Raw genomic sequence first — 24,736 nt, forward strand, 5'->3', positions numbered from 1 at the left:
GTATCAACGCATGGTCAAACTATCCTACTGGCCTGTTCACAAGTTCACACCACTAGCAGATAAAACACGGTGGGAGCCGAGAGCGCGGGCACCTTGCGAAAACGGATTAAGATTGAGCTCGAAGACGAGGAAGGAACCAAGTACACACTGGCACTCGAAGGCAAGGTCTCGCGCGACAAGGTGATGAAGGCCATGGACATGTTGGAAGTCATGGACGTCCCACTGGAGCACTCACCTAGGGCCCCCGACGAAGGGACCTTCTTCGGCAAGATGATGACGCTGCTGGAGACCACGTTCGCGGCTGGCGACTTCTCCTCCTCAGACGTCGCGCGCGAGTTCGAGGACAAGTACAACCAGCCGGTGAAGCTCAGCACGATCTCCACCTACCTGGCAAGGCTGGCCGACAAGCAGTACATCAAACGCGAACGCTTCGGGAACTCCTGGGTGTACAGACGGGTCTATCTCAGGACGAGCCAGCTGGCAGAAAGATAACTGGCTAACTCGCAAACAAACCCGAGCCCCTGAACTGCAACATGAAAGCCACAAAGGCCCCCGCGCAAATTACACTGCAGAGCACGAACAGGGACGCGAAGTCGAACCGCATTGAGACGAACCCTCCGAGGAATCCACCCGCGGCACTTCCCAGCCCCATAAGCGCGCCGTAGAACCCGGCCCGTCCCACCCGCGCAGTCTCAAGAAACGCGAACGTACTGGAGACATCGAAGAGCGACCAGACCCCTTCCAGCACCGCAAGCACCACCAAAGCTGCCACGAGCCCAGGAGTAGCACCCAGGGCCGCCAAGAGCAAGAGGGGTAACACCACCACCCTCACGGACGATGAGAGGGCCAAGCTCTTACCAGCACCCCAGCCACGACGCCCTACGACGAGGTAGGACAGGGCCCCTGCCAGCGAACCCCCGAAGAACACCAGGAACACCGACTGCGGCGAATAGAATCGGAGGAAGTAGGCCGGGAGCGGGGAATAGAACGCCGATCCGGCGAGGGCGAAGCCGAAGATGCCGAGCATCAGGCACTTCGTCGAGCGGTTCAGTGACCCTAACAGCTTCCCGTAATCGAACCCATGGGATGAGGTTCTCAGAGTCCCTACGACGTGCGACACGGTGATTATGGCAGATGTAGAACGTTCAAGCGCCACGAGCCTCCTCTGAATCATCAGGCCTGGCTCTTGGGCGAGGACTCCCAGCGCGATTCCAGAAACTCCACAGAGCGCTCCGCACATTAGGAACAGCTGAGCGAAACCCACGCTGCTCACCAAAGCCGCCCCGATGCCCATCCCGATGGTCTCGCCCGAAGCCGTCAGAAACTGCATGTTCGCCAGTCCTTTCTGCCACCCATCCCGATGTTCGGATTCCACAGTGAGGAGCTGCCGGGCAGGGAGGGTCGCCGCGTAGAGGACCGACTTCAGAGAAACGAGGGCTATGAGCGCCGATACACTCCCTGCCCAAGGGAAGGCGGCGAACGCGGCGCCCATGCCTAGGAAGCCGAAGACGAGGAATGGCTTGCACCTTCCAGCGGAGTCGATCAGCCTCCCCCACAGCATCTGCGAGGGTATCAGGGCCAGGGCCGACACTCCGGCGACCAACCCAATATCGACGAGCCCTCCTTTCAAGTCAGAAATCAGAAAGAACAGGACGAGTATGCTCGCAAGTCCGTTTGCAACGGCCTGGGGGATCAGGCCGATCTTCCAGAGGCTGCCAGAAGAGGACGGCATCTCCTCCACGGCGACAGTGGCACTGAAGAGAAACAGAATCTAAAACAATTGCCCGGAAGGTGAAGACTACAGTGACAAATCGGCTGGAGTCAGTACACGTTTCATCCAGCCGAAAGGTAGCGCCGACCGGCATCGGTGAGCTCGTAGACAAACGGCCGGTTCGAGTCATCACGCACTACAAGATTCCTGTCGAACAAACTCTTCATCAACCGCGCGGTATGCTCCCTTGATTTCCCAATCAACTGCTTAATCTCCACGGAACTCCTCGACCCATCGCCAAGAAGCCTAATCACAGCCATCTCGGTCGCGTCGGGTGACGTCACCAACACAGGTCGCCTGACACTCGCAGGGGCTTGAGCAGAAGGGATGATCCGTTTCTCAATAGGGATAGGAGCAGGGGCAACCATCGGCGCGGGCGATGCAGCCCGATCAGCAGCGCGGGATTGAATGACCTCCATCCGGCCCATGATATCCAGTATTCTCTCATCCTGCTTCCTGAGGCGTTGCTCCAGAGCCTGCCAGAGGTCCCTGCCCATGTCAGTCGAGGCAACAATCTTCTGTGAGGCTTGCCTATAGCGAACCAGGAGACCAAACGCGAGCGCAACGAAGAAGGCCGACGAGGCAAGCAACGCGTACGTCACAAGGTCGTCCATGCGTGTTGCAAGCCGTGACGTTACGTGATTTAAGGGTGATGTCCTCTGGCTGTCACATCACAATCTTATCGAGAAGAGAGCGGAAAACGGCAACAAACCGGTCAACCTCTTCCTCAGACAGCTCTGACGACCCTCTTCCCACCAGATCGAAGAGCCGGCGTACATCTTCTACTCGGACAAGTCCAGTCGCCATGGCAATTGCGAGCGTAGTCAACGACCCCCTGATCTTTAGTCTGCCTTGCTGCACCGTCCGATAGTAAGACCCGATAGACACTGGTTTTCCTCGGTTTCCGATTCTCAGTCCGGCCGCCTCTCTCAAGTGCATCTCACCATTGACCACTCGAACGTAGCTCAGGAGAGATTCAACCTGCTTGGTCGTGAGGACCGACTGGTCAGCTAGCGCGAGGGGAAGGCTCAACGCCCACACCTTCATACTAAATCGTATAAAGGCTTGGGAACCCCAGTTTGCAACTAATGGCGATTTCAGCGGAGTAGACCGAGTATTTTTGCATAGTATTCCCCTTCCAGCGCCAGATTTCATTGGAGGGGCCCCAATCACCTGAGACGCCTGCTTATTTACTCAAGATAACAGACGAACGGGTGAGACTAATTGGGTAGGAGAAGGAAGAAAGCACTTCGGATAACAAGGCGGACACTGCCAAAGGTCTTCGCGTGTCCCCGGTGCGGAATGATTACGATCAGAATCACATCACAAGAAGACGAGGCATCACAAGACACAGTCTTCCTTGTTGCATGCGGTAACCTAGGCTGCGCCTTGCGCCGAGAGCTGAGGTACCCGACCAAGAGGGCCGACATCGACGTCTACAACACGTTCGTAGACGACTTCGCTCGCGCAGGGGCCTGAGTTGAACCCTCCCGGACCAATTGAGAAACACCTCATCGTGAGAACGAAACGAAGTCCTATCTGTGCTGCTCTGATAGACCCAGAGGACTTCTCTCCAGCTCAAGCAGCGGAGACTGCCGACATCGCGATCAGGTGCGGAGCAGCCCTGATTCTGGTTGGAGGGTCCACTTTGGCGGACCAAGGGCGATTAGACGCGGTTGTGCAGGCCGTCAAGAAGCGCGTGACATCACCAGTGGTGCTGTTTCCAGGGAATGTCACAGGTGTATCACGTCACGCCGACGCGATCCTCTTCAGCAGCCTCCTCAACTCAACAAACCCCTACTTCATCGTGGGTGCCCAGGCCCTGGGCGCAATGGAGGTCTACAAGTCAGGAATCGAAAGCATACCCATGGCCTATCTGGTCTTTGGCAACGCAAGTGCTACGAGTTTTATCGGCCAGGTAAACAGCCTCCCGCCTTCGAAGCCGAACCTCGCCGTGATCTACGCCCTTGCAGCTAGATATCTCGGAATGAGAACCCTCTACCTGGAAGCTGGCAGCGGAGCCAACGAGCCTATCCCCGCAGAGACAATCAGGGCCGTGAGAAAGTTCTATGACGGAATCATGATCGTCGGTGGCGGAGTCACATCCGGCGAAACGGCTGGTAGGGCGGCCAAGGCTGGAGCGGACATCCTTGTCGTGGGGAACCTGTTGCAAACCCCGCATTTCGACAAGACCCTCAAACAAATCACAAAAGCGATTAAGCGAAGATAGAGCTTAAGACCTACTTGGGGCTCTGCGGCCTGAATGTCTTTCTCCGCCGAAGTCGCATGGGAGCGCGCCCGCAAGCTTGCACCATTCCCGGCGAGCCTTGATTCTTACTACCACGACATCCTCTCACAGTACGCATCCATGCAAGAGACGGCCTCCAAAGCAAGGGCCATGGGACTGGACCCGGTCGACAACATCGAGAGCAAGACGGTGTTCGACTTGGCCGACAGGGTCAACCAGATGCTCCGGCTGGACCAGTTCGAAGGCCTGGTCGACAGGCTGAGAGAACTCCTCCACACGGTGTCGAAGGAACGGGCGGCGCTCACCATCTCGCAGGAGATAGCACTGGGCAAGTTCGGCGCACTCGACAGGCAGGAAGCGCTGAGCTACGGGGTCCGGGCAGGCCTTGCGGTAATGACCGACGGGGTCACGGTGGCGCCCCTCGAGGGCATCTCCGGCGTCACGATAAAACAGAACGACGACAACAGCGACTACGTCTCGGTCTCATATGCGGGCCCGATGCGCTCTGCAGGTGGCACGGAAGCCGCCTTCTCTCTCGTCATAGCGGACGCGACTGGAAAGAAGCTCGGGTTGTCAAACTACAGGGCGAGGCAGGAGGAGATCGACCGCTTCGCAGAGGAGCTCAGGATCTACGAGAGGGAGGTCGGCAACTTCCAGTACAAGGTGACGGACGACGACATCAGAAGGGCCATCGGCAACCTTCCGGTGGAAATCGACGGACTCGAAACAGACCCCATCGAAGTTGTAGTCCACAGGAACCTGAAGCGGGTCTCCACCGACAGGCTCAGGGGAGGGGCGCTCAGGGTCCTGAACGACGGCGTCATAGGCCGAGCCCACAAGCTCGCGAAGAAGCTAGGGGCCCTCAACATCTCGGGCTGGGAGTGGCTAACGGAGATCAAGGGTGGGACCCAGCAGACCAGCAATGAGACGGAACAGGGTGGGGCCCACTTCGAGGAGGTCATTTCAGGGAGGGCGGTCCTCTCGAGGCCCCGGACCAGGGGAGGCTTCAGGCTCAGATATGGACGGTCCATGAACACCGGGCTCTCCACTCTGGGGATTCACCCGGCCGTGGCCGTATTGCTCGACTATCCGGTCGTCTGCGGCACCCAGGTGAAGGTCGACCTTCCAGGAAAAGCAGCTACCATCGCATTCGTCGATTCGATCGAGGGCCCGACGGTGCTCTTCAAGGACGGCAGCATACGACGAATCTCTTCAATCCTCGACGCAGAGCAGGGACGGGAGAACCTAGAGAAGATCATCGACCTCGGGGACGTCCTGATCAGCTACGGCGACTTCCTAGAGAACAACAAGAACCTACCTCCCTCGCCTTACGTTTCAGAATGGTGGGTCCAGGACTTCGCCCAGGCCCTCGCGACCACACCGGGTGCCACAGAGAGACTAGGAGCTGCCGGAGTTGCTTCGGAAAGGACGGCCCAGCTCAGCTTAGGCATAGGCCTGACCCCAACCGCCGCCGAGGCACTGGCGATATCGAAAGCACTAGGGATACCACTTCATCCAACGTACACTCCCAGATTCGACAGGGTCAGCCCCGCAGATTTGGCCGAGGTCCGTCAGAATAGCAGGCTGGAGGGACGTGACGTTCGGGTCGACATCACGTTGCATCACGTCGAATGGGTCCTCCGGAATTGCCTCGTCGAACACAAGATCGAGGGAGATTCCGCACTGCTGACGGGCGACGCCGCGTTGATTCTGACTTCTCTCCTCAGACTCGAAGACAAAACAGAGGTTCCGCTCCCCTCGGAATCGGCAGACTTCGTGAAAGCCCTCTCAGGCATCTCAATCGGTAAGCAGGACACAACCACTATCGGCGTCAGAGTGGGAAGGCCGGAGAAGGCAATGGTGAGAAAGATGAAGCCCCCGGTCCACGCACTCTTTCCGGTCGGATTCTCGGGCGGAGCGTACAGAGACGTAATCACAGCATCAAAACGCGGACCTATCGACGTCGAAGTCGTAAACAAGTTCTGCCCCGAGTGCCGTCAAAGGCGCCTCTCCTCCAAGTGCGAGATCTGCGGTACGATGACAATCCCCTTCAAAGCCTGTCCACGAGACGGGACTACAACCTCTGACGAGGTCTGCCCCAACTGCAGAGCCAAGACCATCCCCTACTCTCACATGCAGCTCGACCTTCACGCGAAGCTCGAGGGAATAAGGGCCAGAATCCCGTTCGAGTCCGCCAGGCGCGTCAAGGGAGTCAAAGGCCTCACCAGCGGGTCCAAGACCCCCGAGCCGCTCGAGAAGGGCATCATAAGAAGCAGGCACAACGTGTTCGTCTACAAGGACGGGACCCTCAGGATCGACGTGACCAACGCTCCCCTGACTCACTTCAGGCCACGCGACATAAAATCCGACCCCGAGGCCCTCGTCAGGCTTGGCTATGAGAGGGACGCCGGGGGGGCGCCCGTCGAGAAGGACGACCAGATCCTAGAGCTGAAGCCGCAGGACATCATAGTCCCGGTGGACATCGCCGAAGACCTCGTCAGGATGGCCCAGTTCGTGGACGACGAGCTCCAGAACATTTACGGCCTTCCACCCTACTACAACGTCCAGGGCCCGTCCGACCTGAGAGGCAAGATACTCATCGGGCTCGCCCCCCACACATCGGTGGGCGTGGTCGGAAGGGTCATCGGCTTCTCCTCGACCCAGGTCTGTTTCGCCAACCCCTACTGGCATTCGGCCAAGAGGCGGGACTGCGACGGGGACGGCGACTCCCTCCTGCTTCTGATGGACGTCCTCCTCAACTTCTCCCTCGAATACATCCCTCACCAGATCGGTGGGCTCATGGACACCCCGCTTCTCGTGCAGCCGATTCTGATCCCGTCCGAAGTTGACGAGCAGGCCCACAACTTCGACATCGCCTCCTTCTATCCGCGCGAGTTCTACGAGAAGACCCAGGGAGCGCCGACGGCCGCCTCGGTGGAGCCACTGGTCGAGCGCATCGGGTCGAGGCTGGACAGCGAGACCCAGTTCTACGGCTACGGCTTCACCCACTCGACGAGCGCCCTGACGGTCAAACGTTCCAGGGGGTCGTACTCCACACTGCGGACTCTGAACGAGAAGATATCGAAGCAGATCGAAGTCGCGTCCAAGGTGGAGGCCGTCTCGACCAAGGAGGTCGTCGAGTCGATCATCAAGACCCACCTGATCAGGGACATAATGGGGAACGCGAAGAAGTACGCCACCCAGTCGTTCAAGTGCAGGAAGTGCGGCACCACCATGCGTCGCCCCCCTCTTTCCCACAGCTGCCCGAACTGCAGAGGGGAAATCAGAGGCACTCTCACCAGGGCCTCGGTGGAGAAGTACCGGGCCATTGCCAACAGGCTGGCGAACGAATACGACGTCGACCCCTACCTGAAGAACAGACTGGACATGCTAGGTAGGGAGCTGGACCAGCTCCTTTCCGGCGAGAGGAAGGCCGACCAGCTCGAGCTGACCGATTTCCTGAAACCGGTCCTAGCGGAAAAAGTAAGCCGGTGACTCCCCGAAGGAGTAGCCCACCGTCTGGAACCCCTTCCTGAGTTCTTTCACCCTGCCGAGGACTTCCCGCTTCTTTGCGCCCGCCAGCGCCTGGTGGAGGGTCCGCGCCACTTCCTTCATCTCCTCCCTGCCCATCCCGAGTCGCGTCAGTTCCGCTACCCCCAGCCTGATCCCCCCGGGGTTCGTGTAGTGCCTGCCCGCCTGCAGGTCCCCGGGTATCAGCTGCCGGTTCACAATGATGTTCTGGGCCTCAAGGAGCTTCTCGATGGTCCCCCCGTCGGAGTACTTGCTGACGTCGACCGCGACCTGGTGGGACATGGTGTAGCCGTTCTTTTCGCCCAGGACGTTCTCTCCAAGGGCGGCCAGCTCCTCCGCCAGGGCTTTCGCGTTCCTGACCACATCCCTCGCGTACTTGTGCCCGAACTGCAGGAACTCCGCGAAGACGAGGGCCTTGCCGGCCATGCTGTGGAGATGGTGGTTGCTCGTCGTCCCCGGGAAGACCCCCTTCTTCAGCCGGTCCGCGAACTCACTTCCAGAAACTATCGCCCCTCCCTGGGGGCCGAACAGGGTCTTGTGGGTGCTGAAGGTCATAACCTGGGCCCCCTCGCGCAGGGGGTCCTGGAACACGCCGCCGGCGATCAGGCCGATGACATGGGCCGCATCATAGCAAACAGTCCCTCCGGCCTCGCGGATCGTCTCGGCCAGCTCCTTGACCGGGTGAGGAAAGAGGAAGAGGCTCGCCCCGAACATCGCCAGTTTCACGGACTTCAGGGCCCTGATTCTCTTCTTCGACTCGTCGACGTCGATGTTCATCTGATTCTTGTCAAACGCGAAATATTCGATCTCCAGCGAGTGGACCAGGCCTGCAGAGCCTGAGAAGTCCTTCTTGCCGTGGGAGATATGCCCGCCGTTGGGGATTGACAGAGCCAGCATGATGTCGCCGGGGCCGCTGAGGGCCGAGTAGACCGCCAGGTTCGCGACGACCCCCGACGTCGGCCTGACGTCCACGAAGTCTGCCTTGAACAGCTTCTTGCCGAGCGCAATCGCCTCGAGCTCGATCTGGTCGATGTACTTGCACCCCGCGTAGACCCTCTCTCCCGGCCACCCCTCTGCGTACCTGTGCCCAAGGTCCGACGCCATGACCTCCCTCACCCTCCTCGAGGCCACGTTCTCGCTGGCGATCATCGGCAGGCTTTCGGAGAACCATTTCTCGTGCGCCCTCACCTTGCGGATTACAGACTTGAACTCCGATTCGTAGGATGGCATGAGACGAGACAAACCGAATTGATAGTTATAGGTTTCACGTGGGCTTTACGAGGCCGCTACGCTTAAGAACGGTCGGGGCTCACACATTTCGAATGAGCAAGAAGAACAACGCACCGATGCCCGCGTCCAGCGCAGGCCTCCTGACCTTCTTCAACGAGGAGACACAGGGCGTCAAGATCAGGCCGGAGATAATCCTCATCGGCTCCATATCCCTGATCACTGCGTCAATTGTCATCAACGTCGTCTTCTGAGCAAGGACCTCCGAGACGCTCAGCGACTGAAATCCTGGCAAGCAGATACCGGCATCTTTTCGTCCTTCCGTCAGCGCCCGCGCTGCTCCTCTATTCCGCCGTCGTTTCTTTCCTGCTTGCGCTGGCGTCCAGGGGGACGGCCGGCATCATCTCCTTCTTGCCTGCCCTGGTCGTGTTCGTGCTGTCGGTCACGGCCATCTCGAGCGCGCTTTTCCTCATTGACAAGAAGACAGTGGCGACCTTCAGGCGGACGGACGCCGTCCTCCTGGCGGGCGGAATCCTATGGCTCTTCTGTGCCGCATGCGGCATAGTCTACGCTCGGCTGACAGGGTCGGCGAGCGCCCTGAACAACTCGATTCTCTTCGGGGCATTCATCTGCGCCGGGCTCGAATTCCTCGTGATCAACGGGACTTTCACCAGCCGGGCTCCGCTAGCCCTGGGGCTGGCCGCGATTCATCCCGCATCGACCCTCGCCATCCTCAGGTACTCCGAGCTCTCGGCGAAACTCGACGTGGCTGCCCTCCTGGTGGGCGCCTCCGCCTTACTGATAATCACGGCCTTCCCGTTCCTGCTGCAGACCAAGAAGACCTCCCTCGGATTCAGCGCCCTCAAGCTCTTCCAGGCCTTCATGAAGACCTGGGCGAACGGAGACCCTACCGACCTGGAGGTCGTGCTATCCGCCCACTCGGAGGAAGCCGAGGTGACCACCAAGGTGCTCCGCTTCAGCACGACGGCAGGGGACGCATTCATCGTCCTCCCTGGCGTCCATCCGGGGCCGTTCCACCCAGTCGGAAGCTACGACCTGCCGGGCGTCATCTCAGAGACGTTCAAGGGACTCGGGCCTGTCATGACCCTCCACGGGCCGGGGGGGCACGAGAGGAACCTTGCCACGTCAGCCGAGACCGCGAAATATGCACAGGAAACAGCCGAGTTCGCCCGAGGGATCCGAACATCCCTGAGCGAAGCGCTTGCCAGGGGGCCGTACCATGCCAGGGTCGGCAAGGCGAACGTATCCTCGACGGCCTTCTCCAGGGACCTGCTCCTGACGGTGTCGTTCGCACCGCTGGGCTCCGACGACCTCAGCACAGACTTCGAGTCGGTTCTTTCAGGCCGGGCCGCGGGGGCAGGGTTCGAACCTTCTTTCATCGACGCCCACAATTCCATCGACGTCCGGCAGGAGTCGCCTGACACGGCCGACCCGGGCTGGGTCCAGCTCTTCGACAGGATGCAGTCGGCAGCAGCCTCACCATTCAAAGTGGGGTATTCACACTCGAGCGAAATCATGTTCGGGGCCAAGGACGACATGACCGAGCACGGGGTCGGCCTCCTTATGCTCGAAACAGAACTCGGCAAATCGGTTTTGGTCCTCGCTGACTCCAACAACGCCGTCCCGACTCTGAGAGAGGAAACAGCCCGGGCGCTGGAGCCTCTCGGTTACGGCCTCCTGGAATTCTGCACCTCGGACACCCACAACCTCGCGGCGAGGGGGCTCACAATCGCGAGAGGCTACCATGCCCTGGGAGAGTCTACCCCGACAGGGTCGATATCCAAGGCTGTGGCCGAACTGGCGAAGCTCGCGGACGGGAGGCTCGCTCCCAGTGCCTATGGGTCTGGGCGGATGACGAGCCGGGTCAAGGTCTTCGGGGCGAAGTCTTTGGAAGAGTTCGCAGAGGTCACCCAATCGAGCTCGAAGCTCGGAAGGGCCTATGTCCGGTTCGGAGTTGTCTCGGCGGCCGTCCTCCTATTTCTTGCGTTGGCGCTGTAAGAAAGGGATTTAGACGGACTTCTGGGGAACGCACCCGTGGCTCAAAGCAAGAGCGGCCTGCTCATAGGCGTCGAAGGTATCGACGCCGTGGGGAAGAGGACCCAGACTTCTCTGCTCACCACCTGGTTCCACTCGAAGTCAGTCACCGTCAGCACGATCTCCTTCCCCGATTACAGCACCCCCATCGGCAGGGAGATCAAACACTTTTTCGTCGGCGAGAAGAACTACTCTCCCGAGGTGAGGAGCCTGCTCTTCGCAGCGAACAGGTGGGAGAGGAAGGCCGAACTCGAAGGGATGATGTCGCGGAGCGAAGCCGTCATAGTGAACAGATATTCGGAGTCCAACCTCGCCTACGGCACCTCCATAGGCCTTCGGCTGGACTGGCTCCTCGGGCTCGAATCGGGACTCCCCAGGGCAGACCTCGTCCTAGTCCTCGACGCGCCCGCCGATGAGCTCTACCGGAGGCGGGGCCTCAACAAGGACAGATACGAGCGCGACACCGCCCTTCAGGAGAGGGCCCGGAAATCCTACCTGGAACTGTCTGCCAAGTTCGGCTGGAAGGTGATAGACGCCACCCAGGGGGTGCAGCAGACGAGCAGCGCGATGACGGCCGCGGTTTCCCAACTCCTCGCCGAGAAACGAGGGACCGTCTAGGGCGGCCGCTTGCGAGTTGACCCGACCTTTGACGTTCAGACCCGTCGCCGAGATCCGTGACCCCGTCCACGGCTACGTCAAGATGACGGAGGTGGAGCGCGAGCTCATTGACTCTCCCTTCATCCAGCGCCTGAGGAGGGTGCACCAGCTCGCTGGCTCGTATCTGGTGTACCCCGGGGCCGTCCACACCAGGTTCGAACATGCGATCGGGGCCATGCACGTGGCAGGGCAGGTCGCCGAATCCATAGCCCCCACCGCCTCGATCGACCCCGACCAGGTCCAACAGGTGAGGATTGCGGGTCTGCTCCACGACGTCGGCCACGGGCCATTCTCGCACATGTACGAGGAGGTCCTGGCATACAAGGGGAACGTGGTCCACGAGGACATCTCCCAGAGGATAATACTCGAGACGTCCATCGGCGACATCCTGGGAAAGAACGGTTTCTCTCCGAAGAAGATGTCGGACTTCGCAGTTGGAAGGCAGACGGGGTACCCCCCATTCATGAACGAGATCATAGCGGGGGGCCTGAGCGCGGACATGATGGACTACCTCGTCCGGGACTCGTATTTCACAGGCGTCGAGTACGGCAAGGTAGACACCCAGCGGGTCATCGATTCGCTCAGGGTGGCGGACGGACACCTGGTCATCGAGGAGGCCGCCCTCAACGCCTTCGAGGCACTGCTCCTCGCGCGGTACGAGATGTTCAAGGCGGTCTACTTCCACAGGACGGTCAGGGCCGCGGAGTTGATGCTGGTCCACTCCATGAGGCTGGCAGACGAGGTCCTCGGGCTCACCGACATCTCAGACCTCGACAGGTACATGGAGCTCACCGACGAGATTGTGCTGCAGAACCTGGCGACCCTGGACCCCTCCACTCCTGAGCTCAAGGAAGCGAGGCGCCTGGCCCTCGACTTTCGGAACCGCAGGCTGGTCAAATGCGTCTTCGAAAGGCTGTTCCAGCGGAAGAACGTGGTCGTAGGCAAGATCTTCGCCAACGAGAGGGTAAGGGAACGGGTCACGTCAGACCTCGCACGGACGGCGAAGGTCGACCCGATGCACATCTACCTCGACGTTCCCACGACTCCGTCGATACCCTACACCTCCTCAAGACAGGCCCTGACCTCCATCAAACTCGTCAGGACGTCAGGCAAGAAGCGCATTGTGAAGTCCGTTCCCATCAGCGAGCTGCCTCTGGTCGGTTCCATCGCCGGCTACATGGACGTCCTCAGGGTCTACACCACCCCGGAGAACAGGCGCGCCGTGGAGGCTGCGACGACTGCAATGTTCAAGGACAAAGGCCTCGTTCCAGCACCCTCGCTCTGACACGGGCGCTAAATAGCGTCCCCCACTGATGTCTGTGGGAATAACAGGGAAGTTCGCCTACGAGTCGTTCAGACCAGGCCAGAGAGAGCTAGCCGAACGGGTCTACGAGGCCTCCCTCTCAGGAGAGACGCTGGTCGCCGAGGCCATGAGCGGCTTCGGGAAGACCGCCGCGGTGCTGACGGGTACTCTTTCCGCCGCAGAGGAGACGGAATCCAAGGTCGTCTACACCTGCAGGACGAAGCGGCAGGTCCACAGAGTGGTGGAGGAGGTGTGCAGGCTCCAGAGCCGGCATCCATTCACAGCGGCGTCTATGTTCTCCAAGTTCGACTACTGCCTTCTGAGGCGCCAGTCTGCCAGGCCTGTCCCCCAGGAGTCCTTTGGCTGGTACTGCTGGTTCAATGTCAGCAACAACCTCTGTTCGTACTTCATGAATGTGCCCCTGGTGCCCGAAGACTTCGGCCACGCGGTGGAGGGGGCGCTCCGCACCATGCCCACCCACAGCGAACTCGTCAGGGAATCGGAATCAATCCACGTCTGCCCCTACGAGGTAGCGAAGCTCGCCATGGCCCAGGCGAGGATCGCGGTCGTCCCATACCAGTATGTCTTCGACACCAAGGCCGCGCCTGTCCTCTTCGACCGGAACTCAGTCGACAGGAAGAAGACCATCCTGGTGGTCGACGAGGCCCACAACCTCCGGGACTTCCTCAGAGGGGTACACTCGGCCACCCTTACCCTCGACCAGATCGAGGGGGCCGTCCGCGAGGCGGACGCCATGCTGATGGAGGAGGCGTCGCTTTCCCTGAAGTCCCTCGAGGGGATACTGGAGCGGGTCATGGTCGATCGCCTCGGCTGGCTCCTCGACAGGGAGGCGGTCCTGGGAGAGATACGGGGCGCCAAGGGGACTGGGTGGCTCCAGAACCTTGCCTTCGAACTCAACGCCTGCTCGGGCGCTGCCTGGGGCTCGATAGCCTACGAGCGGCGGCTGCCTTCACTCCTGCTCAGGGTGGGGGAGTTCCTCGCGCGGCTCACATCTTCCGACGGGAGCCTGCTCGTCAAGTGGGACAGGACCCTGGGGCTCATGTACCCGGACCCAGTCGGGGGCCTCGCGCCGTACCTTGACGAGTTCAGGAGCTCGATCCTGATCTCCGCCACAATCAACCCATCGGCGGTCTTCAACCGGTCCCTGGGGCTCCACGGCACGGGGGCTGCGACCTTCCACGTCCCCGCCGAGCCCAACGTGGTCGTCAGGACCGCAATCGACACAGGCGTGTCGACCCGCTACAAGCTGAGGAGCCCGGAGATGTTCTCGAGGATTTCTGACAAGGTCGCCGCGGTCATCCAGGCCACCAGGTCCGGGGTGGGAGTCTTCGCTCCGTCCTACGCGGTCCTGGCCCCAATCGCCGAGAGGGTCTCGGCGAAGCTGGGGGAGAGGCACGTCGTCTCAGAGGCCCCGGGGCTCTCGAGCCAGGAAGCGGCGGACGTAGCCGAATCCTTCCGCTCCTCCGAGGACTCGGTCCTCTTCGCCGTCCAGGGGGGTCGCTTCTCCGAAGGGGAGGACTTCAGCGAGGACACTATGGGGGCGGTGGTCGTGGTGGGGCTCTCTCTGCCCCCTCCCTCCCCGATGCTCTACGCGGAATATGCCTGTCTCAGGCGGTCGGGGGAGCCGGACTCATTCCTGATGCTCTCCCGCCTGCCCGCCCTCCGCAAGGCGTTCCAGGCCGCGGGGCGCCACATCAGGCGACCAGGTAAGCGCGGGCTGGTCTTCCTGCTGGACGACCGTTTCAATTCAGATGCGGTCCGGGAGCTGATGCCTTCCTGGCTCGGGAAGGACGTCGTCGTAGGGGACTTCACAACCGAGGACCTCGAGAAGTTCACGCGCGAGTTCTGGGATTCCCCGGGCTGACGACCTCGCCCTTCCTGAACGCGATCCTCGCAGCGGCCCGCTGGTCTCCCTGGACCCCTCTCATCCTGGCGCTCCTGGAGGTTGTCCCCGATTCGTCCACCAGTTCGATGGTGGCGGCGGGGGCCTCTCGTCTGATGGATTCGGCCAACCTTGCGGCATGGGCAGGGTTGCCGTTGCCTATCCTCACCACCGACTTCCTCGCGGGGACCTTCCCCACGAAGGCGCCGACCATCGAGCAGAGGGCCGGGGACGCGGCGAAGGTATGGAACGCAAGGGTTGCTTCTCCGTAGTATGCCGCCATCCCAGTCCTCGAGCCGGGGTCGACCCCGATCAGGAGAGTGTCGCTGGCGCCGACGAGGCGAGAAAGGATCTGCCCCTTGAAGACTCCTGGGTCGTCGTCCAGCTCCTCCAGAACCGCCACCTTCCCGCCAAAGCGCCCGGCCTCGGCGCTCGTCGTCAGGACCACCGCGCAGTCCTTGAAATCTGATTCTGCGAGGATGCTGACGAAGGGGAGGCCTGCCTTCCTCAGCCTGGACACAATCGCATAGTAGGCCCCCGCCTTCGAGGTGACCACGCAGATTCCATTCAATCTCAAATAGCCACTTCGATTAACGCGACGTCGCAGGACTAATGAGCTTTAGCGCGCGCCTCGCATCTTCGTTCTTCGGGCCTCTGAGGGGGAAGACCAGCAGCTTCGTGGTGGGAGGAAGGGAGGCGAACATTCTCCTCGCAGAAGTCGCCATCTCCCTCGCTACCCTCACGGGGGACGGCTGCGCCGTGCTTGACCTGGACGCCCTCTACTCTTCTAACTCGGACCGCATCTTCGGGGGACTACCCGCGGCCGTTGCCAGGTCCACCACCATCCACGTGCCTGAGCCAGATTCCAGCGTCGAGATGGAGCTGTCGAAGCTCTTCGCGACCACAGCCAAGGTCTTGGTCATCGACAGCCTGAACAGCCTGCATCACCTCCTCTCGTCCGACGACGCGCGGTCGAGGAGCCGGAAGCTCGCCTTCGCAGTGGCAAGCCTCTCCTATCTGGCCAGGACCGACAGGAGGGCCGTGCTCTTCACGATGTACAAGCGGGAAAGACCACTGCGCACGGCGGCGAGGTCCATCGCCGACCTGGCCGACCTGAAAATCTCCGTCAAAGCGGACGAATCGGGGGTGTCTATGGAGTGCGAAAGAAGGAGCATCTGGCCAGGAGGACGGTTCTCTGTCCCGCTCAGAGTCCCTTGAGTATCGCCAGGTCGATTCCGACGAGCAGGGACACGGCTATCATGATCAGGGCCAGCCCCAGATACATGTTGACTGCCCTGGAACGCGTCGTCTGCCTTCCGCTTACATAGGTCAGGTAGATTCCGGCTCCTCCGAGCAGGATTACGAATGCGTCCAGGACTGCCTCAGAGATCGTCTGCGCCCCGCTGCCCGGATAGACGACGCCCTGGTAAGAAGTAGGGAAGGCGACCGCGTCGGTGAACCCGGCCATCAGGCCGACGAGCAGGAGAACATACGCAACCTGCAGGAGGCCCCCTCGGCTTGAAACAGAAGCGACCAGCCCCCAGAGGGCGTTCTTCAGCCAACCGAAGGTCCGGTTGTACCCAGATACTAGTATCTGTCTTATCATCTCAACTACGCTCCAAGAGTCCCGCTATCTCCTTTGCCCATTGACCCGTTTGTTCCGAGCGTATAACCCTATGCAAATAATCCTTCCATTCCATCGCCCCATGGGCCTCGACCCAGAGCCTGTAGGTTGATTGGACCTTCTCCCTGGCCGCCTGGTGGTACCGGCACAGGTCCGAGACCGCGTCCCTCTCACAAACTAGGCACTTCATGCTTCCTCTCTCCCTTCCCGGGACAGTTCATGTTCACGCAGAGCTTCCAGGGGGACCTGCCTTTCATGACATAGATCACTGGCCAGGAGCAGTGTCGGCAGGGCCTAGACGTGGCCTTTACGGTCCCCCTCTGCGGAAGCGGCGCCGAGGCCCTGCACCCCGACCCGTACTCGGAGCACCCCACGAACCGCTTCTTCGTCTTCTTCGAAGTGATGACCCTCAGCTGTCCCTTCTTGCAGACGGGGCAGGGACCCAGGACCTGGGTCGCTGCGACCGTCGCCATCAGGGCTGAATCGAGTGCCCTGCCCACCTCCTCCTCCTTTGCGTTGAGCCCCGTGAGCTGGTCTGAGATCGACCTCACGGTCTCGCGCACCAGGGCCCCGTCCCCCTCGGCTCCGCTCTCGATCGCCTCGAGCCTTTCTTCGACCCGGCGAGTGAGCCCTGTGGTCACTATGGCCGGCGCATACTTCTCCATCGTCTCGACCACCGAAAGGCCAAGGTCTGTCGCCGCCATGCTCTCCCCAGCCACGTAGCCCCTCCCCACCAACGTGGAGATAATCTCCGCCCGAGTGGCCTTCGTCCCAATGTTCTCCTGTTCCATCGCCTCGAGGAGGCTGCTCTGGTTGTAACGGAAGGGTTTCTGCTCGAGCTTATCCTCGACCTCCACCCCGAGGACCCTGAACCGGTCTCCCTCGGCGACCCGGGGGGCCTCGACATCCTTCATCCCCGCGTACTTGCCGTAGTACGAAGTCCAACCTGGATAGACGGTCCTGCCACCTCCGAGCCTGAACCGGTGCTCCCCGACAGCTATCACGACAGTCACGAGCTCCCTCCTGGCCGACTCCCCAAACACGGACAGAAACCTCCTCACGACCAAGTCGAACACCGCCCGCTCGGAGGCCTCGAGTCCCCTCCTGGGGACCTCGCCTGTGGGATGGATGGCGGGGTGGGCAAGGTCCTGCTTGGCGCCCTGGGCGGGTTTGAGCTCCGACCGGAGGAGCCGGCCGGCATCGCCCGAATACTCGCCCATCCTAGAGAGGTCCTGCACAATGGCCCTGTAGTTGATCGAGGGCGGGAGCCTCTGCGACCCGGTGCGCGGATAGGAGATCAGTGCGCCAAGGTAGAGCCTCTCCGCGACCTGCAGCGTCCTGCTCGGCGAATATCCGAATGCCCTGTAGGCTTCCTTCTGAAGGTCGCCGATGTTGAAGGGCGGGGGCGGGGGGATCGAGATGACGTTCCTTCCGACCTTCGCTGCGATCCCCTCCGCTCCCAGACAATCGTCCCTGACCTGCTGCGCCTCTGCCTTCTTCCTCACCTTCTCCTTCGAATACTCGGCAGAGAGCTTCTTCCCGTCCTTCTCGAAGACCCCCCTGACCTTCCAGAACGGCACCGGGACGAATTCACGAATTTCCCTTTCTCTCTCGACAAGGAAGTTGAGCGTGGGTCCCTGGACCCTCCCTATGCTCACGGTCCGGTACCTGTGGCCGGAGTTCAGGGCCGACTGGGAGAGGACTCTGGAGAGGTTCACCCCCCAGACGAAATCGACAAGGTGCCTCGCCCTGCCCGCCCGCGCGAGCCCCTGCGCCGCCTGAGGCTTCGCGTCCCTGAACGATCGGACCAGCTCCTCAGGGGCAAGCGTCGAGAACTTCGCCCTGAGGGCTTCGCGCTCCTTCCCACCGCAGGCGTAGCGGAGGATGTTGAAACCGATGGTCTCCCCTTCGACGTCGAAGTCGCAGGCGTTCACGAACTTGGCCGCGCCCTGGGCGAGCTTCCGGATGGCCCCTATGCGCCTCGCCGCGTTGGTGCTACCGTCGTCGACCAGGTCGGAAGAATACCACTCCACGTCGAAGACAGGGTACACCCCCCGCTCCTCGAAGGGGTCGGAGACCGCGTAGACGTGCCCCTGGGCCGAGCAGACTACGAAGTCCTGACCTGAGCTGTGGAACCGGAACACAGCGACGCCGTCCACGATGGAGCTCTGGGCGCTCCCTCCGGAGAGGGCCTCGGAGACCCTTCGGGCTGCGTCAGGCTTCTCGCAGATGACCAGGGTGTGCCCAGAACTCGCAGCCGACATTTCAATCAGCCAGAACCCTTCTGCGGTGAGCCGTGCCTTGTGCGTCCTCTAGGAAAACGAACCGTCAATCTTCCTTACGTCGACCTTGAACTTGTCCGTCGACAGCCTGACTCCGCACTTCTTGCACTTGAAATCAAGGGCCTTGAGTACGTCCCCCGGGGACCTGAAGTCGAACCCGGAGTAGAGCGGAGCGCCGCAGGACATGCAAGCTATTTCAAAAGTCATCGTTCGTCCCACGACCCAGCGTGGCTAAAAGGGTTCACAGGCCCTGGGCCTCGTATCCTAGGCTCCGGAGGTAGACGCACTGCTCGGCCGGGATCGCGAACCTCCTAGCCGGATACTCAGTCGTTTTCAGAAGTTTCTTCTTCAGCCCCCGCACCAGCACCATCGGCGTCCCCTCGTCCGACTCCCCCATCAACACCTCTGCCGCAGAGCTGAGGTCGTCGGCGACCCCCTGCGAAGTCACCTTCAGAACATTGCCGAACAGGTCCTTCCTACCCCTCATGTCGAGTACCGCCTCGATTCCAGACGCTGCCAGCGCCACCCCCGTGGTCCCCCGGCGGGTTGGCGAGAGCCTGCTGTCGCAGACCACGACCCCCACAGAGACGCCGAGCGAGAACCTGATTCCCTCGCGTATCCTCCGCGCCGAAACCTCGGGCCGCCTTGGGTATAGGACGACCGCTCCGTGCCTGACGTTGGACTTGTCGATCCCCGCGTTGGGCGTGAGGAGCCCATCCTTCATCGTAAGCAGGAATCCGGGGACTCCGCCCATCACTTCGTCGGACTCGCGCAGGATGAGTTCGCAGAGCCTCTCGTCCATCCTGTACTTCGCGGCCAGGCCCTTCGCCTTCTCGCTGGCCACGACCCCACGCAGGCTGACGATCCTTCCCTCCGAGACCGCGACGAACTTGCTCGACACCACGAGGACGTCTCCGTCCCTCAGGACCCCGCCCAGCCTCTGCTCGATCAGCTCCACGATGTCGAACTTCGAGCTCTTGGGAGGGGTCGTGACAGCCCGCAGAGAGAGCAACAGATTGGATTGGTCGCTGCCCTCTTAAATAGAGTAAGCCGATGCGCGGACCAAGATGCTCAAGACGACCCAGCTGCACGATTACCATTCGAATCATGCGAAGATGACGGAGTTCGCAGGCTACGACATGCCCCTCTGGTACACCACCACCACCGAGGAGCACCTCGCCGTCAGAGAGGGCGCCGGGATATTCGACGTATCCCACATGGGTCGCTTCACAGTGAAAGGCAAGCAGGCCGCATCCTTCATCGAAGGGCTCGTCCCCACGGGGGTCGGACAGCAGCCTCCCGGCAAGGCATTCTACACCCTGCTGCTCGACGAGCAGGCCGGAATCATCGACGACCTGATCATCATGCGCCTGGGCCAGGACGACTTCGTACTCGTGGTCAACGCAGCCAACGCGGAGACGGACATGCGCCACATCCAGGCGACAGGCATTCCAGCTGGCGTTGAAGTCGGCGACATGACCGCGACCTCAGTGATGATCGCCGTCCAGGGACCCAAAGCCCAGGAGGCGCTCCAGCCGCTGACCGACCTCGACCTCAGCCAGCTGAAGAGGTTCAGGTGCGCAGAGACAAGGCTGTTCGGGGAGAGGGCCCTCGTGTCCAGGACGGGGTACACCGGAGAGGACGGGTTCGAAGCGACCATCATCGGTCCGACAGTGGAGGCTCCGGGAAAGGCCCTCGAGGCCTGGGAGAAGCTCGCGTCGAGCGCCAGACCCTGCGGCCTCGGCGCCAGAGATTCGCTGAGGCTTGAGGCTGGGTTCCCACTGCATGGCTCCGACATCGACCAGAAGACAGACCCATTCCAGGCCGACCTCGCGTGGGTCATCTCCGCCAAGTCAGGTTACGTGGGCTCCGCCAAAGTCGCGGAGCTGAGGACGAGACCTCCGGAGTTCGTCAGGCGCGGAGTGGTGCTCGAGAGCGGTATACCCCGGCACGGCTTCGATGTCCTGGGCCCTGAGGGCCCGGTGGGGAAGGTGACCAGCGGGACCTTCTCTCCTATCCTGCGCAGGGGCATCGCCCTTTGCAGCGTCCGCCAAGAAAGCTCTGAAATCGGGTCCGGCGTGAAGGTCACGATAAGGGAGTCGGTCCAGGCCGGCCACATCGTCAAGCCCCCCTTCTACGACGAGCAGCTCTACGGCTGGAAGCGCCGTCGCAACGGTAATTAGAGCCCCGAGAGGCCGCCAGTCCACATGGACATCCACGGCTATCACATACCAGAAGACCTCCTCTACACCAAGGAGCACGAATGGGCCAAGCTGGATGGCCAGGCGGTCAGGGTCGGCATCACGGACTACGCCGCCAAGACCCTCAACGACGTGGTCTACGTGGCTGCTGCTAAGGTCAACGACAGGGTGGCCCAGTTCAAGACCATGGGAACAGTCGAGTCCATCAAGGCGGTGTCCGAGTTGTACTCCCCGGTTTCCGGCACCGTGGCCAGGGTGAACGCGGAGCTGGACACCCGCCCCGAGCTGGTCAACAAGTCTCCCTACGGAGAGGGGTGGCTGGTCGAAGTAAGGGCGGACGACTTCGAGGCGGAACGGAAGAAGCTCCTAGACGCGAATGGATACGCCGCGCACCTCGAAGCACTGCTCAGGAAGTAAGGCCGAGTCGTACCGACCATCCGTCAAGCGAGCCTTTCGCCATCCACTGAAGGCCTTCTCAATACAAACAACCGACCATTAAAATACCCCAAGTCGACTCGCGGCTTGGAATTGGGTCTTTCACTTGGAGGACTGAGGTCCGCGGTGAAGAGGCCGACGGTCTCGCGGCGCGCCGTGATGACCGCGATGGTCCTCTCAATCGTATTCACGATCACAATCACCATAAGGGCCTACGCGGCGAAGTACGGCTTCTTCCTGAACGAGTTCGACCCCTACTATGACTACTACGCCGCATCGCACATTGTGAGCCTCGCCCAGACCAATGGGCTCTACTATGCGCTGTTCAACAACCCGTCCAACTGTGGGCCGAGCGTCATTACTGCCTGCCACTCTCTCCAGGGTTACTTCAACTGGCACGACATCACGACCTGGTACCCTGAGGGCAGGAACGTCGCAGCCACCTCTCAGGGAGGGCTGCAGCTGGCCGGCGCTGTGATCTACCTCCTGATCCACAACGTCTTCGGGGTTCAGATCACCCTCTACGACACGCTGGTCCTCCTCCCGGTGTTCTTCGGCGCGATAACTTCGGTTCTGTTCTACTTCCTCGTAAGGAGAATCGGCGGAGACGCGGCAGGGCTCTTCGGTGCGCTGGTCATCGCGGTCTCGCCTCCCCTGATAGAGAGGGGCAACCTCGGTTGGTTCAAGTCCGAGCCGCTCGCAATCATGCTCTTCGTGGCCGCCAGCTACCTGGTGCTCACGGTCTTTGACAAGGAGCGGGGACTGCGCAGCAGGGTGCTCAGGGCAATCGGAGGGGGCCTCCTGATCGGATACGCCAACACCGCCTGGGGTGGAGGCGACTACTTCAGCGCGGCCTTCGGCCTGATGTTCATCATCATCCCGTTCCTGAACTTGGACCTCGCTGGGGTCTCGCCTGCGATAATCTCCTTCACTGCCTCGACGATCTTCGTCAGCGCGATTTTCCCCAGACCTGGGGTCGCAATCGTCACCAACCCAGTCGGGCTGGCCCTGATAGGCGGGACGGTCTTCGTTCTCGTCGCCCAGTGGGCGAAGACCTGGACCAAACCCTCAGACTACCGGAGCACCTTGGTCAAGTTCCTGTTCGGCTTCGCCCTCGCCGGCATGACCCTCATCAGCTTCGGCCTTGTCGGGGGCCTCTCTCTGAGGTACCTTTCCGCCATCGCGCCCTGGGCCCGAAGCGGCAACGCCCTCGTCCAATCGGTCGCAGAGCACTTCGTCCCGAGCGGAGGCGACTACTTCACCTCCTACGCCATCCTCCTCTCCTTCGGGATGGCCGGGGCCCTGATAGCCTTCAGGCGGAAGACCGTCCCCATGGTCTTCGCCCTGATCTTCGGCCTGACCGGGCTCTACTTCTCCGCCGCCTTCTCCCGTCTTCTAGTCTACTCCTCCATCGCTCTGGGGATCCTCGGAGGGATCGGCCTCGCGGAGCTGGCCTACTCGATCGTCAAGCCGGGCACGATCCAGCTCGTGAAGAAGAGGCAGGCGCCGGTCGCCCGGAATGAAATGAAAGTGGTCTTTACAATCGCAATGGTGGCCCTGATGGTCCTCCCCGCGGGGACCTACTGGATACCCAGTCCGATTCAATGCACGAGCGCAGGACAGGTCTTCTGCAACCAGAGCCCCGCAGACAGCGCGGTCAGCCTGGCCAACGGAGCGACGACCTACAACCGTGCAGCCTTCCCGGACTGGATACAGACCCTGCAGTGGGTCAGGCAGGACACCCCGACCAACGCGGTCATAGTCTCCTGGTGGGACTACGGCTACTGGTTCGCGGTGATGGGCAACAGGACAACGGTGGCTGACAACGCGACCCTGAACAACACCAGGATAGCGGAAATAGGCAACATGTTCATGTCGAACGCCACCCAGGCTGCCAAGATCGCGAGGTCCATGGGCGGGGACAGGCCAACCTACGTTGCCATATTCATCACGGGAAGCCTCGTGCCGATATCATCCCAATCAGGAACCACCCAGCAGTACTACATCCTGCAAGTGCCAAACGGAGGCGGGTTCACCGCTGGGGGCGGGGACGAGAGCAAGAAGCAGTGGTTCATCCGCATAGGGAACACGCCGCAGCATCCGCAGAACGAATCCCAGTTCCTAGAATGCTCCGGGACCACCAACCCTGACCTGACGTCGGGCGGCCAGCCCTGCCAGAACATCGACGACTTCAACCTGACCCCCTACGCCCTTCAGAACACTTTGTTCGCCCAGATGCTTCCGTTCAGGTTCGCAGGGTATCTCGTCAGCCAGACCTCCAGTTCCGGGACCAACAGCGTCTCCATCAGCCCGACCTACCAGTTCGGGTCGAACGGGTCCCCGCCGGTCGAGGCCTTCGCCTACCCGGGGAGCCTGGTCTTTGACAAGAACAGCACGGGGCCTTTCAGGCTCGCCTACGAATCGTCAAGCATAGTCAGCCCAGAATCCTGCCCAGGCACCAGCTCCACGTCGGGGCTCGGGTGCTTCAACGGCATCCTGATCTACCAGCTGAATTAGCCGGACTTCTCGTAGGCCAGCGGGCTTCTGTAGCGGGCGTACTTGTCGTCTGGGGAGTATCTCGCCGGGTGGACCGTCACCGTGTTACCTTGGCAGTACGGACACTTCTCGCTGATGGTGTACCTGCCGCAATCCACGCACTTCAGCATAAGGCTCCTCATGCTGCCCCGCCGTGCTTCCTCGAGATCTCGCGCTTGAAGCTGAAGGTGTCGTGCTTGCCCACCCCGTCTTTGATCTTCTCGAGCACGCCCTCCAGGGCCTTGTCCGCCTGTTTGTAATCATCCGCGGTTATCCTTACTCTGTACCTCGGAGCGCCGGCATAGGTTATGTGGACCTGGGCCGCTGGAAACTCCGAGGCAGCGAGGAGCGTCTTCTTCACCTGCTCGATGCCGTCGGGCGACTTCGAAGAGACCTCAACCAGCGCTCCCACCTCGTAGCTGGGAGGCACGATCTTCTCGGCTGCGGCCTCGGCGATGGCCCTGGAGGTGTTCTCCGGAAGCTCGAGGGGCGCGAGCCCCTTGTCCCCCTTCTTCGCAGCCGTCTCGAGGGCCTCGTACAGCGTGCCGAAGTGCTCCTCGAGCTTGTCTCTGATGGCCTTGGTCTGCCCGTCGTCCAGGCCAAGCTTCTTCTTGACCGCGTTGATAATCGCGACCGCCCTCTCTTCTCTCTTCCACTCGATGACCCGGGCGCGTCTCTCCTCGTTGGTGACCTGTCGGAGCGAGAGGTCGATTTCCCGCCTCGCCCTGTTGGCCCTGATGACCTTGAGGACCAGCTTCTGAGAGACCTTGGCCACACGTTCGATGTTCCTCACCCAGCCGGTCGATATCTCAGACACGTGAAGGAAGCCGTTCAATCCTTCGTACTGGTCCAGGTTGACGTAGATACCGTGGGAGGTGATCTCTCTGACTGTGCAGACCACGACTTCGCCCGGCTCGGGCATCGGGTTCTCTGAGCTCATCTGGAACTTCTCACCCTGATACAG

The 24,736-nt window shown here is 61.2% G+C and carries 24 protein-coding genes; 13 read left to right on the top strand and 11 right to left on the bottom strand.

Features of this window, described 5'->3' with window-relative positions; translation table 11 throughout:
• The first annotated feature begins 93 nt into the window (after positions 1–93).
• On the top strand, positions 94–492 hold the full coding sequence (locus OK438_05315; protein MDA4124849.1) for a BlaI/MecI/CopY family transcriptional regulator: 399 nt from the start codon (positions 94–96) through the stop codon (positions 490–492).
• Between the two features lie 4 nt (positions 493–496).
• On the opposite strand, the gene OK438_05320 is transcribed toward OK438_05315, so the two are convergent.
• The 3 genes from OK438_05320 to OK438_05330 all read right to left on the bottom strand — a co-directional run bounded on the left by OK438_05320 (position 497) and on the right by OK438_05330 (position 2,803).
• Complete coding sequence (locus OK438_05320; GenBank protein MDA4124850.1) at positions 497–1,732, bottom strand: MFS transporter; 1,236 nt, start codon at positions 1,730–1,732, stop codon at positions 497–499.
• 101 nt (positions 1,733–1,833) lie between these two features.
• The gene (locus tag OK438_05325; GenBank protein MDA4124851.1) at positions 1,834–2,385 is read right to left on the bottom strand and encodes a hypothetical protein; all 552 of its coding nucleotides are present in this window, start codon (positions 2,383–2,385) and stop codon (positions 1,834–1,836) included.
• A 52-nt stretch (positions 2,386–2,437) separates the two neighbouring features.
• Positions 2,438–2,803 (bottom strand): hypothetical protein, encoded by a 366-nt coding sequence (locus OK438_05330; protein ID MDA4124852.1) that lies wholly within the window; start codon positions 2,801–2,803, stop codon positions 2,438–2,440.
• Positions 2,804–2,995: 192 nt separating this feature from the next.
• Between OK438_05330 and OK438_05335 the strand changes: the two genes are divergently transcribed.
• From OK438_05335 to polC, 3 genes are read left to right on the top strand one after another with little or no spacing between them, the layout of a single operon-like run.
• Positions 2,996–3,250 (top strand): hypothetical protein, encoded by a 255-nt coding sequence (locus OK438_05335; GenBank protein MDA4124853.1) that lies wholly within the window; start codon positions 2,996–2,998, stop codon positions 3,248–3,250.
• A 1-nt stretch (position 3,251) separates the two neighbouring features.
• Positions 3,252–4,001 (top strand): geranylgeranylglyceryl/heptaprenylglyceryl phosphate synthase, encoded by a 750-nt coding sequence (locus OK438_05340; GenBank protein ID MDA4124854.1) that lies wholly within the window; start codon positions 3,252–3,254, stop codon positions 3,999–4,001.
• A gap of 33 nt (positions 4,002–4,034) precedes the next feature.
• Complete coding sequence (gene polC / locus OK438_05345) at positions 4,035–7,514, top strand: DNA polymerase II large subunit (protein ID MDA4124855.1); 3,480 nt, start codon at positions 4,035–4,037, stop codon at positions 7,512–7,514.
• On the opposite strand, the gene OK438_05350 is transcribed toward polC, so the two are convergent.
• On the bottom strand, positions 7,491–8,780 hold the full coding sequence (locus OK438_05350; protein ID MDA4124856.1) for a serine hydroxymethyltransferase: 1,290 nt from the start codon (positions 8,778–8,780) through the stop codon (positions 7,491–7,493). The genes polC and OK438_05350 overlap by 24 nt on opposite strands.
• A gap of 92 nt (positions 8,781–8,872) precedes the next feature.
• Between OK438_05350 and OK438_05355 the strand changes: the two genes are divergently transcribed.
• Genes OK438_05355 through OK438_05375 form a run of 5 tightly spaced genes read left to right on the top strand, consistent with a single transcriptional unit; the run spans position 8,873 to position 14,677 of the window.
• Positions 8,873–9,031: a preprotein translocase subunit Sec61beta gene (locus OK438_05355; protein MDA4124857.1), complete on the top strand. Its 159-nt coding sequence runs from the start codon at positions 8,873–8,875 to the stop codon at positions 9,029–9,031.
• Complete coding sequence (locus tag OK438_05360; protein MDA4124858.1) at positions 9,009–10,796, top strand: DUF2070 family protein; 1,788 nt, start codon at positions 9,009–9,011, stop codon at positions 10,794–10,796. The genes OK438_05355 and OK438_05360 overlap by 23 nt, the downstream gene beginning before the upstream one ends.
• 36 nt (positions 10,797–10,832) lie before the next feature.
• A complete protein-coding gene (gene tmk / locus OK438_05365) occupies positions 10,833–11,450 on the top strand; it encodes a dTMP kinase (protein ID MDA4124859.1) in 618 nt (205 codons plus the stop codon).
• A gap of 28 nt (positions 11,451–11,478) precedes the next feature.
• Positions 11,479–12,774, top strand: coding sequence for an HD domain-containing protein (locus OK438_05370; GenBank protein MDA4124860.1), 1,296 nt, complete (start codon positions 11,479–11,481; stop codon positions 12,772–12,774).
• Positions 12,775–12,802: 28 nt separating this feature from the next.
• The gene (locus OK438_05375; GenBank protein MDA4124861.1) at positions 12,803–14,677 is read left to right on the top strand and encodes an ATP-dependent DNA helicase; all 1,875 of its coding nucleotides are present in this window, start codon (positions 12,803–12,805) and stop codon (positions 14,675–14,677) included.
• Here OK438_05375 and OK438_05380 read toward each other — a convergent pair.
• A complete protein-coding gene (locus OK438_05380; GenBank protein ID MDA4124862.1) occupies positions 14,646–15,266 on the bottom strand; it encodes a hypothetical protein in 621 nt (206 codons plus the stop codon). The two genes, OK438_05375 and OK438_05380, sit on opposite strands and share 32 nt — an antisense overlap.
• Positions 15,267–15,307: 41 nt before the next feature.
• Between OK438_05380 and OK438_05385 the strand changes: the two genes are divergently transcribed.
• Entirely contained in the window at positions 15,308–15,913 is a 606-nt protein-coding gene (locus tag OK438_05385) for a hypothetical protein (GenBank protein ID MDA4124863.1), read from the top strand.
• Here OK438_05385 and OK438_05390 read toward each other — a convergent pair.
• From OK438_05390 to cofE, 4 genes are all read right to left on the bottom strand, one after another.
• Entirely contained in the window at positions 15,900–16,301 is a 402-nt protein-coding gene (locus OK438_05390) for a hypothetical protein (GenBank protein ID MDA4124864.1), read from the bottom strand. The two genes, OK438_05385 and OK438_05390, sit on opposite strands and share 14 nt — an antisense overlap.
• Before the next feature lie 188 nt (positions 16,302–16,489).
• On the bottom strand, positions 16,490–18,583 hold the full coding sequence (topA, locus tag OK438_05395) for a DNA topoisomerase I (GenBank protein MDA4124865.1): 2,094 nt from the start codon (positions 18,581–18,583) through the stop codon (positions 16,490–16,492).
• A 48-nt stretch (positions 18,584–18,631) separates the two neighbouring features.
• Positions 18,632–18,808, bottom strand: coding sequence for a hypothetical protein (locus OK438_05400; GenBank protein MDA4124866.1), 177 nt, complete (start codon positions 18,806–18,808; stop codon positions 18,632–18,634).
• Positions 18,809–18,842: 34 nt separating this feature from the next.
• A complete protein-coding gene (cofE, locus tag OK438_05405; GenBank protein ID MDA4124867.1) occupies positions 18,843–19,613 on the bottom strand; it encodes a coenzyme F420-0:L-glutamate ligase in 771 nt (256 codons plus the stop codon).
• A 55-nt stretch (positions 19,614–19,668) separates the two neighbouring features.
• Here cofE and gcvT point away from each other — a divergent pair, with 55 nt between their 5' ends.
• From gcvT to OK438_05420, 3 genes are all read left to right on the top strand, one after another.
• Complete coding sequence (gene gcvT, locus OK438_05410) at positions 19,669–20,784, top strand: glycine cleavage system aminomethyltransferase GcvT (GenBank protein ID MDA4124868.1); 1,116 nt, start codon at positions 19,669–19,671, stop codon at positions 20,782–20,784.
• A gap of 24 nt (positions 20,785–20,808) precedes the next feature.
• Entirely contained in the window at positions 20,809–21,219 is a 411-nt protein-coding gene (gene gcvH, locus OK438_05415; GenBank protein MDA4124869.1) for a glycine cleavage system protein GcvH, read from the top strand.
• Between the two features lie 111 nt (positions 21,220–21,330).
• Complete coding sequence (locus OK438_05420) at positions 21,331–23,754, top strand: hypothetical protein (GenBank protein ID MDA4124870.1); 2,424 nt, start codon at positions 21,331–21,333, stop codon at positions 23,752–23,754.
• On the opposite strand, the gene OK438_05425 is transcribed toward OK438_05420, so the two are convergent.
• Both OK438_05425 and OK438_05430 read right to left on the bottom strand, forming a co-directional pair.
• Positions 23,751–23,915: an RNA-protein complex protein Nop10 gene (locus tag OK438_05425; protein MDA4124871.1), complete on the bottom strand. Its 165-nt coding sequence runs from the start codon at positions 23,913–23,915 to the stop codon at positions 23,751–23,753. The two genes, OK438_05420 and OK438_05425, sit on opposite strands and share 4 nt — an antisense overlap.
• A complete protein-coding gene (locus OK438_05430) occupies positions 23,912–24,712 on the bottom strand; it encodes a translation initiation factor IF-2 subunit alpha (GenBank protein ID MDA4124872.1) in 801 nt (266 codons plus the stop codon). Before OK438_05430 ends, OK438_05425 begins: the two co-directional genes overlap by 4 nt.
• Between the last annotated feature and the right edge of the window lie 24 nt (positions 24,713–24,736).

This window comes from Nitrososphaerota archaeon, from assembly GCA_027887005.1.
Lineage (GTDB): Archaea > Thermoproteota > Nitrososphaeria > Nitrososphaerales > Gagatemarchaeaceae > UBA183.